Raw genomic sequence first — 16,911 nt, forward strand, 5'->3', positions numbered from 1 at the left:
GTCCTCTTACCAGCCGAAGACATAGCGTTCGCGGCGCACATCCGCCCCGCCGCGCAGGGTGCCGCTGTCGGGCACGACACCGGCGGCAACGATGCCGGTGGAAACAGCGAACGGCCCCAATACATCGAGCTTGTGCCCGCGAGCGGCCAAATCGTCCCGCACCGCCTGCGGCACGCGGTCCTCGATTTCCAGCACGCCCGGCTCGTCCTTCTTGATCGCGAAGGAGGCGTGGAAATGATTGCTGTTGATGCGGGGCGCTTCGATCGCGGCCTGGAGCGGCTGGTCGAAGGCCAGCACGCGCAGCAGCACATTCATGATCTGCTGGTCCTGATTGTCACCGCCCGGCGTGCCGATAGCCAGATAGGGAGCGCCGTCCTTCAGCACCATGCAGGGGGAGAGCGTCGTGCGCGGACGCTTGCCGGGAGCAAGAACGTTGGGGCTTTCGGGATCCAGGTCAAAGACGGTCAGGCGATTGCTCATCGGCACACCCGTATCTCCCGCAATATAGGCGCCGCCCAGCAGCCAGCCCGAACTTGGCGTCGCACTGAACAGGTTCCCGTCCTTGTCCACCACTTCGATGGCGGTGGTATCAGCGGTCGGACGCGGCGGAGCCTTTAGCACATGGGGCGTGAAGACGGGCGTTGTGCGGGCGCTTCCCTCAAATACCCAGGGATCGCCATAGCGATGCTCCAGCGAGGCCTTGGGGCCGATCTGCCTCGCGCGTTCCGACGCATAGGCCTTGGATAGCAAGCCCTTCATCGGGATGGTCGCGAAATCAGGGTCTCCGAAATAGGCGTTACGGTCATCAAAGGCGAGCTTGATCGATTCCGCCACGACATGGAGGTAGGCGGCCGATCCCGGTTCCATCGTCGCGATGCCCGCAGCCTCTGCAATATTGAGCGCCATCAGCATGGCAGGGCCCTGGCTCCAGAAGCCCCCCTTGCAGACTTCATAGCCGAAGACGCTGGTCATCGTCGGCGTCTCGACCTTGCCCCTGTAGGCCGCAAGGTCTTCGTAGCGCATCAGACCCCCGTCGCGCTCCATCGCCGCGCCGATCCGACGGGCGATGTCTCCCTTGTAGAAGGCGTCGCGTCCAGCCTGGATCGCGGCCTTGCGGTCCTTCTTCTTCCTGTAGGCGATCCGGTCCGCTTCCGCGATGATGCGGATAGTCCTGGCCAGATTGGGCTGGCGGAATATCTCGCCCACTTTGGGCGATTTTCCACCCGGATAATAGGTTTCGTAGGCATCTTTCCACCGGGATGTCGCCTTCTTCTGGCTCGCGAAGACTTCAGCCAGGAAGTTGTACATCACGAAACCGTCCGCCAGTTCCATGGCGGGCTGCAGAACCTGGCTCAAAGTCATGGTGCCGTTAAGCTGTAAGGCCAGCGCCATGGCGTCGACCATGGCGGGAACCGTTCCGCCATTGGGACCATTGCCGGGAATAACGCCCGCCTTGGCGAACTTGTCCGGCGTGGCGAGCGCAGGGGCCACCCCTTGCCCGTTCACCACGGAGACTTGCTTCGCCTTCGCGTCGTAGACGATCGTCGGCGCCTCGCCGCCAAAGCCGAAATGGGAAATTTCCGTCACCGCGGCAGCAAACACGGCGGCGACACCTGCGTCGGTGGCATTGCCCCCCGCCATCAAGATACGCGTTCCCGCGGCGACCGCATAATGGCGCCCAGCGGCGACGATACCGAAATTCCCCACGATCTCCGGGCGCAGCGTTTCGCCGGCGCTCACCAGCCGGGTAGGTTCCAGCGGCGCTTTTGCCGCCGGTGCGGCGCCCTGCGCGAACGCCTGCCCCTGCGCCAGGACGGCGCCTCCGACAGCCAGTGCCGCCAAGTCACGACGGCTCAATCCCTGTCCTGCGGTATCCGTCATGAACGAAGATCCCCTGTAGTCGACATGGAAGCGCTGCCCAAGGGCAAGCGGGCATTGGTCCTGCCAGTTCCTTTTCCCTGTAACGATAAAGAACCCGCTTTCCGCTATCCTTGGGATATTTCACGCGTCCCAGGAAAATATTCGTCTGAATATGGCGGAAATCTTGATCTCATCAGTTCTACCCATTTGAACGGGCGCGGAAGTGGGCGCTGCGCCCGCCGATGCATGCTGCCGGCAGGGAGCCGGCAGCACATAGGCCCATATGGGGATGATGCCGGAACTCCAGCTACCGGGGTCCGCAAATGCACAGTCCGGAAAAATACAGAACTTACCAGATTCTTTGCCGGTCATGCACGATCTCCATCGGCGCGCGGCCGCCTGATAGCTGAAACCACGCAAAGTCCTTTGACCGCAACGTCGGAAACAAGGACTTCTTTACAGGGGAACAGAAAGATGAGGGTAAGAAGAGAGAGATTTTCAAAATTGGCAGGAGCCAGTCTTTGGGTATTGTCGGCCGGTGCCGTGCATGCGCAGACGGATAGCGTCCCGCTGTCAGAAATGGACAAGGGCGCTGAGATCGTCGTTATCGGTACCCAGATCAGAGGCGCGAACACGACCGGCGCGCTACCTGTCAGCGTCGTGGGCGAACAGCAGATCGAAGCAGTGGCTGCAGTCTCAGGCGCCGATCTCTTTCGTTCCATCCCGCAACTGGGCGGCGTGACGTTCAACGAGCAGGTGCTGGGCGGCGGCAACGCGAACGCCGCCCGTGGCGACGTTTCCACCGTATCCCTGCGCGGCCTGGGCCAAGGCAATACCCTACTGCTGATCAATGGCCGCCGAACCGTGCTGCATCCGACATCTCAGGCCATATCGGGCGTCATCGATTCCGGCGTTCCGACCTTCGGCTATAATGCCAATACAATTCCCGTCGGCAATATTGCGCGCGTGGAAGTGTTGCGCGATGGCGCTGCGGCCCTTTATGGATCAGATGCCGTTGCCGGCGTCGTCAACAATGTCCTCAATTCCGATTTCAACGGCGCGAAGTTTGACGCGCAATATGGCGGAGCTGAAGGCACGAACCTGCGCGAGTTCACGATCAATGGGCTTGTCGGCAAGGACTTCAGCGAAGGGCGCGGTAACATCACGCTGTTCGCCGGTTATGCGCGGAAGTCGAAGCTGTATCTCAGCGACCAGGACTATACCGCCAATGTCGACCGGCGTGGCTATGTGGCCGGCACCAGCTTCGCCAATGTCGCCGCGTTCAACGGCACCAGCACCAGCACGCCGTGGGGCACGTTCCGCGCGCTCAGTCCGGCCGCCAACGGATCCTTCCTCAACCGGACGATCACCAGCAACGGCATCGCCTTCACCAACAGTTCGAGCCAGTTCCACATTCAGCCAAGCGCCAACAGCGGATGCCGCATCCCCTCCGGCCCCGCAGGTACCTGCTATGACGACGGCAACGGCGCGACGGAGATGGCTACGGTCGACAGCAACCTGCGCTTCAATGCGCCCGCAACGTTCCAGAACCTCACCACGCAGCCCTCGGTCAAGCGCGTCAACCTGTTCGCCAACGGACATTTCGACCTGACCGATAATCTGACCCTCTATGGCGAAGCGGGCTTCTATCGCGGCAAGACACAGGCGATCATCGGTGCGCCGGGCTCGCTGGCGAACATTCCCATCACAGTCGCCGCCAACGCCTATTGGAACCCGCTCGGGCCCGTCGGCTCGCCCAACCGCCTGCCAGGCCTCAATACCGCGGTCGTTCCCGCCTCAGGCCTGCCTGTACAGATCACCTCGTTAAGCTATGTCGACTTCGGATCGCGCAAGGTCGACGTCACCAACTACCAATATCGGTTCCTCGGCGGCCTCAAGGGGAATATCGGGAACTGGGACTGGGATTCGGCAGCCCTGTACACCTGGGCGACCGCCGCGGACACGCAGGAGAACTTCTCCAACAGCTTGCTGCAGGCCGCAATCAACCGTACCACGCCCGATGCCTACAATCCCTTCAACGGCGGCTGCGTCGATACGCCGTCGATCGGGGACTGTACGCCCAACAGCGATGCGACCATCGACAGTTTCCGCATCAAGGCGACGCGCAGGACACGCACATCGCTGGCGCTGTGGGACTTCAAGATTTCAAATGCTAATCTGCTGGGCCTGTGGGCGGACAACAGCATCGGCATTGCGGCGGGCGTCGAATATCGCCGCGAGACCTATCATGACAACCGCTCCCCCTATCAGGGCGGAATAAGAGGGATCGATACAACCTATACCGATGCGGTCACCGGCATCTTCTACGGTTCCGACCTGGGCGGGGCTAGTCCGAGCCCGGACGTGCGCGGCAAGCGCGACGTAAAGTCCGCCTATGCGGAACTCGCCATCCCGATCTTCAGTCCGGAGATGGAGGTTCCCTTCTTCCGCAGCCTCGATTTCCAGATCGCCGGACGCTATGAAGATTATAGCGACGTCGGGTCGGTCGCGAAGCCGAAGATCGCGGGGAGCTGGGAACTGCTTGAGGGCATGCGGCTGCGCGGTTCCTGGTCACAGGGTTTCCGCGCTCCCAACCTGGAGGTGATCAATACCTCTACGCTGGACCGCGTGAACACCGGCATCGATTATGTGCTGTGCGAAGCGGACCTGCGCGCCGGACGAATCGCCAATTTCTCGCAATGCAACCGCAGTATTTCCGTGCTGCGGCGCAGTGGAGGCAATCCCAATCTGAAGCCTGAGGAGTCGGAAAGCTGGAGCTTTGGCGCGGTCATCTCGCCGCCGCTGGGCGAAGGATGGGGCAAGGTGACCTTCACCGTCGACCGCTGGCGCATCAAACAGAAGAATGTGGTCGGTTTGCTTGACTATCAGAACGGCCTCAACCTCGACTATCTGCAGCGCGTGCAGGGCAGCAACAATCCCAATGTCGTACGTCGCGATCCGACTGCGGATGATATAGCGCTGGTTGCGGGCACCGGCCTCGCGCCCGTGGGCGAACTGCTCTATGTGGTCGCCAATTTCGAAAATCTGCTGCCGGTGACCGTGCAGGGCATCGATTTCAACCTCGACTATCTGCTGCCCACCGTGACCGTCGGAACCTTCTCGCTCAATGTCAACGCATCACGCCTGATCAGCTATTATGTCGATGCTCCGGCGGGCGTGACGGCGGTGATCAATGGGCGGTCCGCGGGCCTTGTCAATGCGGGCGTGCCAATCCAGGGCGGGGGCGATGTCGTAGGGCGCGACGGCCAGCCGCGCTGGCGGCTCGCCGCGACGCTGGACTGGACCCTGGGGCCGGTGAAGATCGGCGCCTATACGCAGTTCATCGACAGCGTCTATGAAAACGCGGCACGCGACGCCTCGACCAATCCCTGGATCGTAAAGGGGCAGACGACCGTCAATCTCTATGCCCAATATACGTTCAGGAATGGTGGCCCGCTCAAAGACACCAGCATCCAGATCGGCGCCCGCAACATCTTCGACAAGGATCCCCCACTGGCATCGACCGGCTATCTGTCGAACCTCTACCAGCCGCAAGCACGCTACTGGTACACCAGCATCAAGAAATCCTTCTGATGCGGCAGGGTGCGGCGCCAGGGTTCCCACGCCGCACCCCCTCCTCCCCTTGCCATGAGGATCAAAGGTTGACCCATGTCCGCTCCCAATAAGCCCGTGCGCCCGGAAGCGCTCCATCGTCGAGAATTGCTCGCCGCCGGCCTTTCAGGCATGGTCCTCGCCGGCTTTCCTTCCGCTGCCCGCGCGCAGTCGGGCTCCCGTGCACCGGATGCGCCCCGCGCCGGCGGGACTAGCGTCGCAGCACACCGCGTCGAGGTGCCGATGCCGCATGGCGGCGTCACCGCCGGTCATCCGCTCGCCGCAATGGCGGGAACGCGCATGCTGATGCAGGGCGGCAGTGCGGCCGACGCGGTGGTGGCGGCCATGGCTGTGATGAACGTCGTCGAACCCTGGGCGTCGAGCGCGGGCGGCAACGGCTTCGCCACCTGCCTCGACCGCAAGGCGGGCAAGGTCCATTCGCTCGCCTTTACGGGCGGTGCACCGCGCCTGCTCGATCCACAGGTTGATCCCAGGGCGCTCGACCATGGACCAAGGGCACTCACCGTGCCGGGCGCGTTCGGTGGCTGGATCGCACTGGCCCGACGCTTCGGCAGGCTACCGCTCGCCATATTGCTGGAACCGGCGATCGGCTATGCCCGCGACGGTCACCCCCTCGATCCGTCGATCGCTCTGTTCATCGGCCGGGCGCAGAAGACGCTGAGCCTCTATCCGACCAGTGCCGCCCTGTTCCTGCCGGACGGGCAGCCGCCGTCACCCCGCTCGATCTTCCGCAATCCCAATCTCGCCCGCACCTTCCAGACGCTGGCCGATGCCGAGATGAAGGCGCTGGACGGCGGCGCTGACCGCAACCGGGCCCTGCAAGCGGCCTATGATTATTTCTACTCAGGCCCCATCGCCCAGGAATTTTCTCGCTTTTCGAACGAAAGCGGAGGCTGGTTGCGCCTTGATGATCTCAAGGCCTATCAGCCGCGCTGGAGCGATCCGGTCAGCACGCATTATCGCGGGCTGGACGTCTACAGCAGTCCGCTCACATCCCGCACCGGGCTGGAACTGTGCGAGCAGCTTAATCTGGTCGAGGGTTTCGACCTTGCCGCCCTGCCCGCGGACGGAGCGCAACTTACCCATTTGCTGATCGAGGCGATCAAGGTCGCCAAGGCGGATGTCTACCGCTATGCCGCCGATCCCCGCTTCGTGCAGACGCCGGTCGAGGGCCTGCTGTCCAAGCCTTTCGCGGCAGAACGGCGAAAGCTGATCGATCCGATCAAAGCGGCCTCCTATCCGGAGGGTGGCGATGCCGCCGCCTACGGCCGGATGGCGCAGCAAGGATCACGACCCCGCTTTGCCGCGCGGGGAGACGACCGCACGCGTGACGGCGATACCACCAGCCTTTCCGCCGTCGATGCCGAGGGGAACGCCATCGCCGTCACGACGACCATCGGCGGCGGTTTCGGTACGTTCCTCGTGATGGGCGATACGGGTATCCTATTCAACAATGGCCTCCGACTGGGATCGACGGCGCCATATGACGACCACCCGAACAAGGTAGTGCCAGGAAAGCTCGCGCTTTTGGGCAATGGTCCCACCATCCTCCTCGACAAGGGCCGGTTGCATCTGGTGTTTGGATCGCCAGGCGGCGAGACGATCGGACAGACGCAGTTCCAGTTCCTGGTGAACATCGTTGATCGCGGCATGCCTATCCAACAGGCCATAGAGGCGCCGCGCTTCGCGCTCGATGCGGATCCGAATTTCTACAAGCCCGGCGCGGCCATTACCGTGCAGGCGGAGGGGCGATTTGCCGATACTGTGCTGCAAGGGCTGACCGCCATGGGCCATCGGATCGAGAAGGTCGGTCCCTATGCGATTGGCAGCGTCCAGGGAATATTGGTCGACTCATCCGGCGCGCGCATGGGCGGGGCAGATTCCCGCCGCATGGGTTATGCCGTAGGCTATTGAGGCCGCGGATCTTACCGCTTCTGTAGCGATTCCGGTTTATGCGCGGCCTCTTGCCCTCATCCGTTTCCAGGACGAACTCAAGACTGTCAGGCGTGGCTAGGGTCTTGTGGTCCTTGATCCGGGTGGTGCCGGTAACCTCCTTTCACCACCTTGCCATGAGCCTCTCCGCCACGTCTGTCATGTCGCGGCCTCGCCTTTCCTAAGGGTTTTAGCCATTAGGCGCGCCCGGATCGACCGAGAGAGCGATCTCGCGCCGAGCCATTTCGTCGACCACGGCCCGGAGGAAGGGAAACAGATTTTCCGTCTCCTCCCCCGATGCCGTTTCCCAGCTGTCGATGAGTTCCTCATCGGTCATGTTCGCAACTTCGGCTCGATGATCGCAGGGACTACTTCCAGTCATGACGCTTCTCCATGCGGAAAGCCGGAGTCAGTCTCCATCGTCCATGATTGCTTCGCCGCCTTCCTCTTCCTCCAGAAGAACCGCTGCGGCGCCCTCCGCAGAAAGGCGGACCTGATTGCCTTCGACCGCCGCGACCAGTCCACCGGCGATGAAATGATGATGGTTGCCGTGCGAACCACTGTCAGCCTTCACCATCTTGATCCGGTCACCCTCGACCTTGTCGACCGTACCGACATGAACGCCGTCGGCGCCGATGATGTCCATATGTTCCCTGATTGCGCTCAAATCTGCCATGGCTCTCTCCTTCTTCGTCCTGAACGACCGGACGCCGCAAGAGATGCGTCAGCCATCGCCGATCGGCGCGCTGAAGCCACGGCTTCACGCAGAACCATCCATCAAGCGGTCAAGGCGGGCACAGCAACACCGCCTTCCTTCCCTCCAACGATCGGCCGCGTGGACAGCGATGACGATCTCTTCAGAAGGCATCGGCGCCGAGCGCCATGATGGTGGCTTCACCCGCCGCGATGCCGCTGGCCAGCCCGTGGGCCTGCGGCAGCATATGTTGCGCGAAATAGTCGGCCACCGCGCGCTTCGCCTCATGCAGCGGCGTGCTTCCCTGCGCCGCCACGGCCATTCGCGTCCACATCCAGCCCATGGAGACCAGCGCGAACAGGCGCAGATAATCGACTGCAGCCGCGCCCACCGCGTCCGCCCCGGCACCGCGGAGCGATATCGTCACCCCGCGCAGCAGAGCGAGCGCTTCGGCAGTCTTCGCGGCGATGTCCAGCCCCGCCGCAGCATCCAGATCCGCTTCGACAAGGGCGAGGAAGCCCTCGACCACCGCGCCGCCGGCCATGGGCAGCTTGCGTCCCACCAGATCCATCGCCTGGACGCCGTTGGTGCCCTCATAGATCTGGGCAATGCGGGCATCGCGGACATATTGCTCCATGCCCCATTCGCGGATGTAGCCATGACCGCCGAACACCTGCTGCGCCTGCACCGCGCTTTCGAAGCCGAAATCGGTGAAGGCCGCCTTCACCACCGGCGTCAGCAGCGCGACGAGCGCATCCGCCTTTGCCCGCTCGCCAGCGTCGGGATGGTGGTGCGCCCGATCGAGCTGCAACGCCGTCCATCCCGCAAGCGCGCGCCCGGCCTCCACAAAAGCGCGGACGTTGAGCAGCATGCGCCGCACGTCGGCATGCTCGATGATCGCGACAGGGTTGCGCGCTCCATCGGCGCTGCGTCCCTGGAGCCTCTCCTTCGCATAACCCGCCGCCTGCTGGTAGGATGCACCAGCGATGCCCAGGCCCTGGATACCGACCATCAGCCGCTCGGCATTCATCATGGTGAACATCGCGGCCAGCCCCTTGTGTGGTTCCCCCACCAGCCAGCCGGTCGCGCCGTCATAGTTCATCACGCAGGTCGGCTGGGCATGGATGCCCATCTTCTTTTCCAGCGCACCGACCGACATGGCGTTGCGGATCGTGAAGCCGCCATCGGCATCGGGGAGATATTTGGGCACCAGGAAAAGGCTGATCCCCTTCACCCCGGCGGGAGCTTCGGGCAGGCGGGCCAGCACCAGATGGATGACGTTGCCGCCGAAATCATGGTCGCCTGAAGAGATGAAGATCTTCTGCCCGGTGATGGCATGGCTGCCGTCCTCCTGCGGCATCGCCCTTGTCTTGAGCAGGGCGAGATCGGTACCCGCGCCGCTTTCGGTAAGCGCCATGGCGCCGGTCCAGGCGCCGCTCACCATGGGCGGTACATAGGTCGCTTTCAGGGGAGCGCTGGCATGGGCGATAATCGCTTCGCACGCCCCGCGCGTCAGGCCGGGGAACAGGCCGAAGGAGAGATTCGTCGCGGCGAGCATCTCGTCCAGCCAGAGCTGAAGGATGAACGGCAGCCCCTGCCCTCCATATTCCGGATCCGCCGACAAGGACGGCCAGCCGGCCGCCGCGAAATCGCGCCAGGCCTCGGCAAAGCCGTCCGGCGTCTTCACCGACCCGTCGACCAGGCGGCTGCCCTGCTCATCACCATGGCGATTGAGCGGGTGCAGCCGGTCGGCGCACATGCGCCCGGCTTCCTCCAGCACCGCCACCGCCAGATCGGCATCCACTTCCTTGCCGATGTCCGCCATCGCCTGGTCGAAACCGAGCACCTGCGTCAGCAGGAAACGATAATCGTCGATCGGCGGAACGTAGCTGAACATCGGAATCTCCTGAAGGTGTGGAGTTCATACACCAAACATCTGTTACAATCAATCTTATCCGAGCGCCGGCCATCCCGTAAAGCCGCTATTAACGTTCCGGAAACCCGCTTGCGCGCATGAAGGGACCATGCCCATTCATGCAACTGTCGATCAGTCACCCGAGTCCGACAACAGGCGCGACGCCCCGCGCTGGCGCATCCGACTCGAACTTCCCGGCACGCCCGAGGATGGCGCCGCCAGTCTGGTGATCCATGATATTTCGACGGCCGGCATGCTGGTGGAGACGAAATCGACGCTGGAGATCGGGCAGAGTGTCATGCTGTCCTTGCCAGACGCGGACCAGGTCGTGGCTCGCGTCGTCTGGCAGAATGATATCCTGTTCGGCTGCCGTTTCGAGACCACGCTTCCCCAAGGGGTGGTAAGCGCGATCAGGCTCCGCAATCCCGGCCGCGACGACGACATGCGGCCTGCCGCCGAGCGCCCGGAAAGCCCGGCCGAGGAAGATCTGGGCGCGCGCCTGCTCCGCCTGCGCCACGAAAAGGGGCTGAGCCGCACGGCGCTTTCGGAACGGACAGGGTTCAGCAAGCCGACCATCTGGGGCTGGGAAACGGGCCGAACCACGCCGCGACGGGAGAATCTGCGTATTCTCTCGGCCGTTTTCGGCCTCACCGAACAGCAGCTGCTTTATGGCAAAGGACGTCCGGCGGTTCAGGAAACGGATCGATCGGGACGGGAAGCCTATGCCCGATCGCTAAAGGACATCATCGATCAATCGAAGACGCGCATTGCCGAAGCTGCGGGAGTGGACCGGCTCAAGGTGCACATCTCCATCGAATTCTAGCGCTCACGGGCTGCCCGTTCCCCCATCAGGCAGGGATCATTCGTGCCGGAAGACGGCAACGACCTGGGCAGCCAGTTCCGCCGGCGTGAGCTTGCCGGGCCGATACCAGTCCGCGGTCGAATTCAACTGCGCAAGAAGCAGATTGCGATATACCGACCGGTCGATATGAGGTGGAAGCGGCAGTTCCTGCACCAATGCGCGAAACAGCCCCTCGAACCGGTCGCGCCGCGCGATCAGTTGCTGGCGCACATCCTCGGCCACTTCCCGAAAGTCGTTCATCATCGGGGTGGTCAGAGAATCGGGGGCGAGCTGAATATCCAGCAATGTCTCGCAAGCCGCCTTCAGCCTGGCCCATGGATCGGACTGCGCCTGCACCGCCTGGATTATCCGCGTTTCCGCCTGGTCAAGGGCGGCATTGTGAAGTTCGACGAACAGCGCGTCCTTGGACCTGATATGATGGTAGAGCGAACCGCCCAGCACGCCGGCCTGCTCCCCGATGTCCCGCATCGACGTGCCGCGATACCCCTTTCTGGCAAATAGCCGGGCGGCAATCTCCAATATCTGGCGCCGCCGCGTCGATGGCTCCTCATGCGGTTCGGCGGGTGGGACAGGCTTTGTCATCGTCGGGGCGCTAGCATATCCTCGATTGGCCGCGAAGCCTCTGTTCGAGTGGGGGCCGTTTCCTTCAGATGGCAGCGTCGAGCCGGCGCATGATCTCACGGCGGCGCCGTAGCGCTTCGAACCGGGCCCGCTCCGGGTCGCCGTCGAGGATCGCGGCGATGATGGCGCGCCGCTCCCGCTTCCAGCGCTGCTTGCCGTCGCTTCCGCCATAGACCGGGCCACGCGGATATTCGGCATAATGGTGCACCGCCACGCGGGAGAGAAGTTCCATGAGCGGCCGGTCGACCATCAGATAGAGGATGTCCAGCATGCTCTGGTCAAATGCGCCGCGCTGTCGCGCCGTATTGCGCCCGTCGATGGATTTGACGAGCGCGGCAAGCTTTTGCCGAAGCTCCTCATTCGTCGCCCGGGCAGCGGCGGCCATGAGTTCGCAGTCAAGCAGGGTGATGATGTCGATCGCTTCGGGGTGCGCGGAATGGTGCATGGCCAGGAAGCCCGAAATCGCCTGGCTGAGGCCCTCTGCATCGGGGCGGGTGCCGTAATAGCCGCCGCCGGGCCCGCGACGAACCTTCAGAAAGCCTTCATGCTCCAGCACGCGCGCCGCCTGCTGAACGGTGACGATGCCCACGCCCAGCGCCTTCGCCAGATCCGGCAGGGATCCGATCTGCGCTTCGGGCGGCTGCGCCACGATCATGTCGCGAAGCTTCGCCACCGCCGCCGTAACCAGTCCTTCGCGGGAATTCTGCTTGCGAATGCTCATCATGCTCCTCGTCTGGATCCCCTGCCCTTAGCGAATTCGCGCAGGAAATGGCACTGCTGTTCCGCCATCCTCAATTATATGCATATTATTTGTTGGAATTATAACGAATCGACGGTATGGCGATTCATATAGGTCGATAATGGGCACATTAGACCAGGCTGGGGATGTGGCGGCTTCGGCCGGATCAGGGGCGCGCCAACGCAGGACGAGGGTGGAAATAGTGAAAATCGGCATAGTGAAAGAGATGGCGCCTGGTGAGCGCCGCGTTTCCGGCACGCCGGAAACGGTCAAGAAATTCACAGCGCTGGGCGCGACGGTGGCGGTGGAAACGGGTGCAGGTCTGTCCGCCGCCATATCCGACGCGGATTATGTCGCCATGGGCGCGACGGTCGCCGATCGCGCCGCCACGGTGGCGGACGCGGACATCATCCTGGGCGTGCAGGGACCGGATGCGGCCAGCGTCGCCGGCGCCAGGCCCGGCGTCTGGATCGTCGCCGGGCTCAATCCCTTTGTCGAGCGCGCGCGGATAGACGCCTATGCGGCGGCCGGCTTTGAAGCCCTGGCCATGGAGTTCATGCCGCGCATCACACGGGCACAGTCGATGGACATATTGTCGTCGCAATCCAACCTTGCCGGATACAAGGCGGTGCTAGACGCCGCGGCCGAATATGGCCGGTCCTTCCCGATGATGATGACGGCAGCAGGCACGGTTTCGCCGGCCAAGGCCTTCATCATGGGCGTGGGCGTCGCGGGCCTTCAGGCGATCGCGACGGCGCGGCGGCTCGGCGCGCAGGTCTCTGCGACCGACGTGCGCTCCGCGACCAGGGAACAGATCGAGAGCCTGGGCGCCAAGGCGATCTTCGTGGAAAGCGTCGCGGGGATCGAGGGTGAAGGCAAGGGCGGCTATGCCACCGAAATGTCCGAAGAGTACAGGCAGGCCCAGGCTGAGCTCGTGTCGTCGCACATTGCCAAGCAGGACATCGTCATCACGACGGCGCTGATCCCCGGCAAGGCCGCGCCGCGGCTGGTTTCCGACGCGCAGATCGCGTCGATGAAGCCGGGCAGCGTCATTGTCGACCTGGCCGTCGAACAAGGCGGCAATGTCGAGGGCGCAGTCGCGGGCGAAGTGGTCGAGCGGCATGGGGTGAAGATCGTCGGACACAGGAATGTGCCATCGCGCCTCGCCGCTGACGCATCGGCGCTGTTCGCGCGCAATCTCTATAACTTCCTCTCCGCCTTCTGGAACAAGGAACGGAACGCTCCAGTGCTGGACGAGGAAATCGGCAACGCCGTCCGCGTGACGCAAGGTGGGAAAATCGTCAGCGAAAGGCTGCTTCAATTGGCGGGGGGAATGCAATGAGTTCGCTAAATCCCGATTATCTGTTCGTCTTCATCCTGGCGGCCTTTGTCGGTTTTCAGCTTATCAAGAAGGTGTCGCCGCTGCTGCATTCGCCCTTGATGTCGCTGACCAACGCGATCGCGGCGGTGGTGATCGTCGGCGCCATTTCCATTACCGGCGAGGAAGGCGCGACGCCGCTGGCGAAGACGCTGGGCTTTGTCGCCGTATTCTGCGCCACGGTCAATCTGGTGAGCGGTTTCATGATCACCGACCGCATGCTCAAGATGTTCAAGCCGCGGGGGAAATGAGATGAACGCATTCGTACCCTTTGCGGCGATCATCGCGTCGTCGCTGTTCATCCTGGCGCTGATGTGGATGAGCCATCCCTCGACCGCGCGCCGGGGCGTTCGCGCGGGCGAGATCGGCATGCTGGTGGCGATCGTCGGCGCGCTGGTCCAGCATGAGGTGGTCGACTACAACCTCATCATCATCGCCATGATCGCAGGCGCGGCCGCCGGCATCCCGATGGCGCTGCTGATGCCGATGACGGCGATTCCGCAGCGGACCGCCATCTCCCACGCTTTCGGCGCGCTCGCCGTCGGCCTGATCGGCGCGGCGGAATATTACAAGCATGCCCATGGCGAATATGCCGGCAGCTTCATCATGTGGGCGCTGATGTTCGAGATGCTGCTGGGTTTCCTGACCTGCACGGCATCGGTCATCGCCTTCGCGAAGTTGCAGGAGATCATGGGCAGTCGCCCCGTCTCCTTCGTTGGACAGCGAGTGGTGAATGGCGGCGTCGCGGTGGCGACGGTGGCGATCGGCGCGATGCTGGCGATCGATCCGACCCAGACGTGGCTGTTCCCCGCCTTCGTGGCGCTGGCGCTGCTGTTTGGCATCCTGCTGGTGATCCCGATCGGCGGAGCCGACATGCCGACCGTCATCGCGCTGCTCAACAGCTATGCCGGTCTGGCGGCAAGCGCCATGGGCTTTGCCCTGGGCAACAAGCTGCTGATCGTGGCGGGCGCACTGGACGGGGCGTCAGGTTTCATCCTGGCGGTCATCATGTGCAAGGCGATGAACCGCAGCTTTGCGAACGTCATGTTCGGTGGCTTCGGCAAGGTCGTGGCGGGCGCCGTGGGCGGCAAGGACGACCGCGTCGTCCGCTCCGCCTCTGCCGAGGAAGCGGCGCTGCAGCTTGAAAATGCCAGCAGCGTCGTCATCATTCCCGGCTATGGCATGGCGGTGGCGCAGGCGCAGCACAAGGTGAGCGAACTGTATCAGGCGCTGACCAAGAAGGGCATCGACGTGAAGTTCGCGATCCATCCGGTCGCCGGTCGCATGCCGGGCCATATGAACGTGCTCCTGGCCGAAGCGAATGTGCCCTATGAGCAGCTGATCGAACTGGACGACATCAATCCAGAGCTGCCGCAGGCGGACGTGGCGCTGATCATCGGCGCGAACGACACGATCAATCCGTCGGCGCGCGACGATCCGCAGAGCGCGATCGCGGGCATGCCGATCATCGAGGCGGATCGAGCCAAGTCGGTATTCGTGATCAAGCGGTCAATGAATGCGGGCTTTGCCGGGATCGACAATCCGATCTATTACAACAGCAACACCCAGATGCTGTTCGGCGATGCCAAGGATATGGTCGGCACCATCGCCAAGGAGCTGGCGGGCGGCGGTTCCGGCCTGCACTGAAGGGCGGACCGGCCGCTCCTTGCGCGCAGGTCCGCCTTCCTCCTGAAAGGCAACAAAGGTCGTTCCGGGATTATGTCTCTGGAATGGCCTTTGTTTTTGCGGCATGTCTAGCACGGTTGGCGGAGGGGAGCTTCGATGCGTCTGATATGTTCTGCGATAATGTCGATTGTCGTTCTGGTTCCCCAGCCGCTTTTCGCTCAATCATCGACCCCAAACGCCCAGGGTGATCTGTCCGTCACCATCTACAATAATGATCTGGCGCTGGTGCAGGACGTCCGCCGGATCGCGCTCCCCTCCGGACGCTCGCGTCAGGAATTTCCCGATGTCTCCGCGCGCATACGCCCCGAAACAGTGACATTGTCGGGCGAAGGCATCGGCATAGTCGAACAGAATTTCGACTATGACCTTCTGTCGCCCGCATCGCTGATGGAAAAAGCGGTCGGCCAGACGATCACCCTGCTCCGCACCAACCCCGCCACGGGCGCGGAAACGCGGGAACAGGCGCTGGTGCTGGCGGCCAATGGCGGCGTGGTGCTGAAGATCGGCGAACGGATCGAGGTGCTGCGCGACGACGGTCTGCCGGTGCGGGTCATTTTTTCCTCCATTCCGCCCAATCTGCGCGCGCGCCCGACGCTGAGCGTCACCATGGATGCGCCGCAGGGCGGTGCAAGGCCGGTGACGCTGAGCTATCTGACGCCGGGCATGAGCTGGAAATCGGATTATGTCGCCCTGTTCGACGAGAAAGCGGGCAAGCTCGACATGCAGGGCTGGATCACGCTCAACAACAGCACCGGCACCACCTTCGCCAACGCCCGCGCCCTGCTGGTCGCCGGGGAAGTGGGACAGGTGCAGCAGGGTTATGTCGGATATAATGGCGGGCGACCCCAGCCTCGCGGAAACCGGCCCGGGACGGAAAGTGGCGGCGGCGAGCAACTGGGCGATTTCCATGTCTATCCGATCGAGGGCCACACGACGATCGCCAATGCGCAGACCAAGCAGGTGAGCTTCCTCGACGCTTCAGGCGTCCCGGCGGAACGCGGTTACGAGTTCCGCAGCAACTGGATGGAGAGCAAGGATCAGGCGGAAAGCGCTGCATCCGTGCTCAAATTCTCCAATGCCAAAGCATCGGGTATCGGCGCGGCGCTGCCCGCGGGCACGGTTCGCGTCTATATGCGCGATACGCGGGGGCAGGCCCAGTTCGTGGGGGAAAGCGGCATTCCGCACACGCCCGGCGGCTCCACCCTTGCCTTGCGCACAGGCGACGCCTTCGACGTGAAGGTGCAGCCGGTGGTGGAACAGCGCGACACGATCACGACGGACGAATGGACGAAGACGGAACGCTGGCGCGTCACCTATCCCGACGGCACGAAGGCGGAAGGCTATGCCGAGCGGCCGCAGAAATATTATCGCACGCGCATGCGCTATATCGTCACCAATGCCAAGGCGGTGCCGGTGAATGTCGATGTGGTCCAGTCCGGCCTTTCCCAATGGTGGTGGTGGCGCGACCTGCGCGTGCCGGAGGAGAGCATTCCCGGCGTGCAGGAAACGGCTGACGTCCGGCGATGGGTCGTACCGGTGCCCGCCAATGGCAAGGTCGAACTGACCGCCACTTTCCTCACTCCCTGGTAAG

At 63.2% G+C, this 16,911-nt stretch carries 14 protein-coding genes; 7 read left to right on the forward strand and 7 right to left on the reverse strand.

Annotated elements, in window-relative coordinates:
• Positions 1-6: 6 nt before the first annotated feature.
• On the reverse strand, positions 7-1,881 hold the full coding sequence (locus MRBLMA1_RS13685; RefSeq protein WP_363737372.1) for a gamma-glutamyltransferase family protein: 1,875 nt from the start codon (positions 1,879-1,881) through the stop codon (positions 7-9).
• Between the two features lie 120 nt (positions 1,882-2,001).
• On the reverse strand, positions 2,002-2,232 hold the full coding sequence (locus tag MRBLMA1_RS13690) for a hypothetical protein (RefSeq protein ID WP_363737373.1): 231 nt from the start codon (positions 2,230-2,232) through the stop codon (positions 2,002-2,004).
• A gap of 102 nt (positions 2,233-2,334) precedes the next feature.
• Between MRBLMA1_RS13690 and MRBLMA1_RS13695 the strand changes: the two genes are divergently transcribed.
• Together MRBLMA1_RS13695 and MRBLMA1_RS13700 are read left to right on the forward strand one after the other, a co-directional pair.
• Positions 2,335-5,454 carry a TonB-dependent receptor domain-containing protein gene (locus MRBLMA1_RS13695; RefSeq protein ID WP_363737374.1) on the forward strand — a complete coding sequence of 1,040 codons (3,120 nt, stop codon included), beginning with the start codon at positions 2,335-2,337 and terminating at the stop codon, positions 5,452-5,454.
• A 75-nt stretch (positions 5,455-5,529) separates the two neighbouring features.
• Positions 5,530-7,407, forward strand: a complete 1,878-nt coding sequence (locus MRBLMA1_RS13700; RefSeq protein WP_363737375.1) for a gamma-glutamyltransferase — start codon at positions 5,530-5,532, stop codon at positions 7,405-7,407.
• A gap of 208 nt (positions 7,408-7,615) precedes the next feature.
• Here MRBLMA1_RS13700 and MRBLMA1_RS13705 read toward each other — a convergent pair whose 3' ends face one another.
• The 3 genes from MRBLMA1_RS13705 to MRBLMA1_RS13715 all read right to left on the reverse strand — a co-directional run bounded on the left by MRBLMA1_RS13705 (position 7,616) and on the right by MRBLMA1_RS13715 (position 10,016).
• Positions 7,616-7,807 carry a hypothetical protein gene (locus MRBLMA1_RS13705; RefSeq protein WP_363737376.1) on the reverse strand — a complete coding sequence of 64 codons (192 nt, stop codon included), beginning with the start codon at positions 7,805-7,807 and terminating at the stop codon, positions 7,616-7,618.
• A 27-nt stretch (positions 7,808-7,834) separates the two neighbouring features.
• A complete protein-coding gene (locus MRBLMA1_RS13710) occupies positions 7,835-8,101 on the reverse strand; it encodes a DUF2171 domain-containing protein (RefSeq protein WP_133652783.1) in 267 nt (88 codons plus the stop codon).
• Positions 8,102-8,282: 181 nt separating this feature from the next.
• The gene (locus MRBLMA1_RS13715; RefSeq protein ID WP_363737377.1) at positions 8,283-10,016 is read right to left on the reverse strand and encodes an acyl-CoA dehydrogenase; all 1,734 of its coding nucleotides are present in this window, start codon (positions 10,014-10,016) and stop codon (positions 8,283-8,285) included.
• 127 nt (positions 10,017-10,143) lie between these two features.
• Between MRBLMA1_RS13715 and MRBLMA1_RS13720 the strand changes: the two genes are divergently transcribed.
• Positions 10,144-10,857, forward strand: coding sequence for a helix-turn-helix domain-containing protein (locus MRBLMA1_RS13720; protein WP_363737378.1), 714 nt, complete (start codon positions 10,144-10,146; stop codon positions 10,855-10,857).
• Between the two features lie 36 nt (positions 10,858-10,893).
• On the opposite strand, the gene MRBLMA1_RS13725 is transcribed toward MRBLMA1_RS13720, so the two are convergent.
• Both MRBLMA1_RS13725 and MRBLMA1_RS13730 read right to left on the reverse strand, forming a co-directional pair.
• Positions 10,894-11,478, reverse strand: coding sequence for a TetR/AcrR family transcriptional regulator (locus MRBLMA1_RS13725; protein ID WP_363737379.1), 585 nt, complete (start codon positions 11,476-11,478; stop codon positions 10,894-10,896).
• A 64-nt stretch (positions 11,479-11,542) separates the two neighbouring features.
• Positions 11,543-12,238: a FadR/GntR family transcriptional regulator gene (locus tag MRBLMA1_RS13730; RefSeq protein ID WP_363737380.1), complete on the reverse strand. Its 696-nt coding sequence runs from the start codon at positions 12,236-12,238 to the stop codon at positions 11,543-11,545.
• A gap of 220 nt (positions 12,239-12,458) precedes the next feature.
• Here MRBLMA1_RS13730 and MRBLMA1_RS13735 point away from each other — a divergent pair, with 220 nt between their 5' ends.
• From MRBLMA1_RS13735 to MRBLMA1_RS13750, 4 genes are all read left to right on the forward strand, one after another.
• Positions 12,459-13,598 carry an NAD(P) transhydrogenase subunit alpha gene (locus MRBLMA1_RS13735; protein WP_363737449.1) on the forward strand — a complete coding sequence of 380 codons (1,140 nt, stop codon included), beginning with the start codon at positions 12,459-12,461 and terminating at the stop codon, positions 13,596-13,598.
• Positions 13,595-13,885 (forward strand): NAD(P) transhydrogenase subunit alpha, encoded by a 291-nt coding sequence (locus MRBLMA1_RS13740; protein ID WP_025549500.1) that lies wholly within the window; start codon positions 13,595-13,597, stop codon positions 13,883-13,885. Before MRBLMA1_RS13735 ends, MRBLMA1_RS13740 begins: the two co-directional genes overlap by 4 nt.
• Before the next feature lies 1 nt (position 13,886).
• Positions 13,887-15,281 (forward strand): NAD(P)(+) transhydrogenase (Re/Si-specific) subunit beta, encoded by a 1,395-nt coding sequence (locus MRBLMA1_RS13745; RefSeq protein ID WP_363737381.1) that lies wholly within the window; start codon positions 13,887-13,889, stop codon positions 15,279-15,281.
• Positions 15,282-15,440: 159 nt separating this feature from the next.
• A complete protein-coding gene (locus tag MRBLMA1_RS13750) occupies positions 15,441-16,910 on the forward strand; it encodes a DUF4139 domain-containing protein (RefSeq protein ID WP_363737382.1) in 1,470 nt (489 codons plus the stop codon).
• Position 16,911 lies beyond the last annotated feature (1 nt).

The organism is Sphingobium sp. LMA1-1-1.1 (assembly GCF_040676365.1).
Taxonomy (GTDB): Bacteria; Pseudomonadota; Alphaproteobacteria; order Sphingomonadales; family Sphingomonadaceae; genus Sphingobium.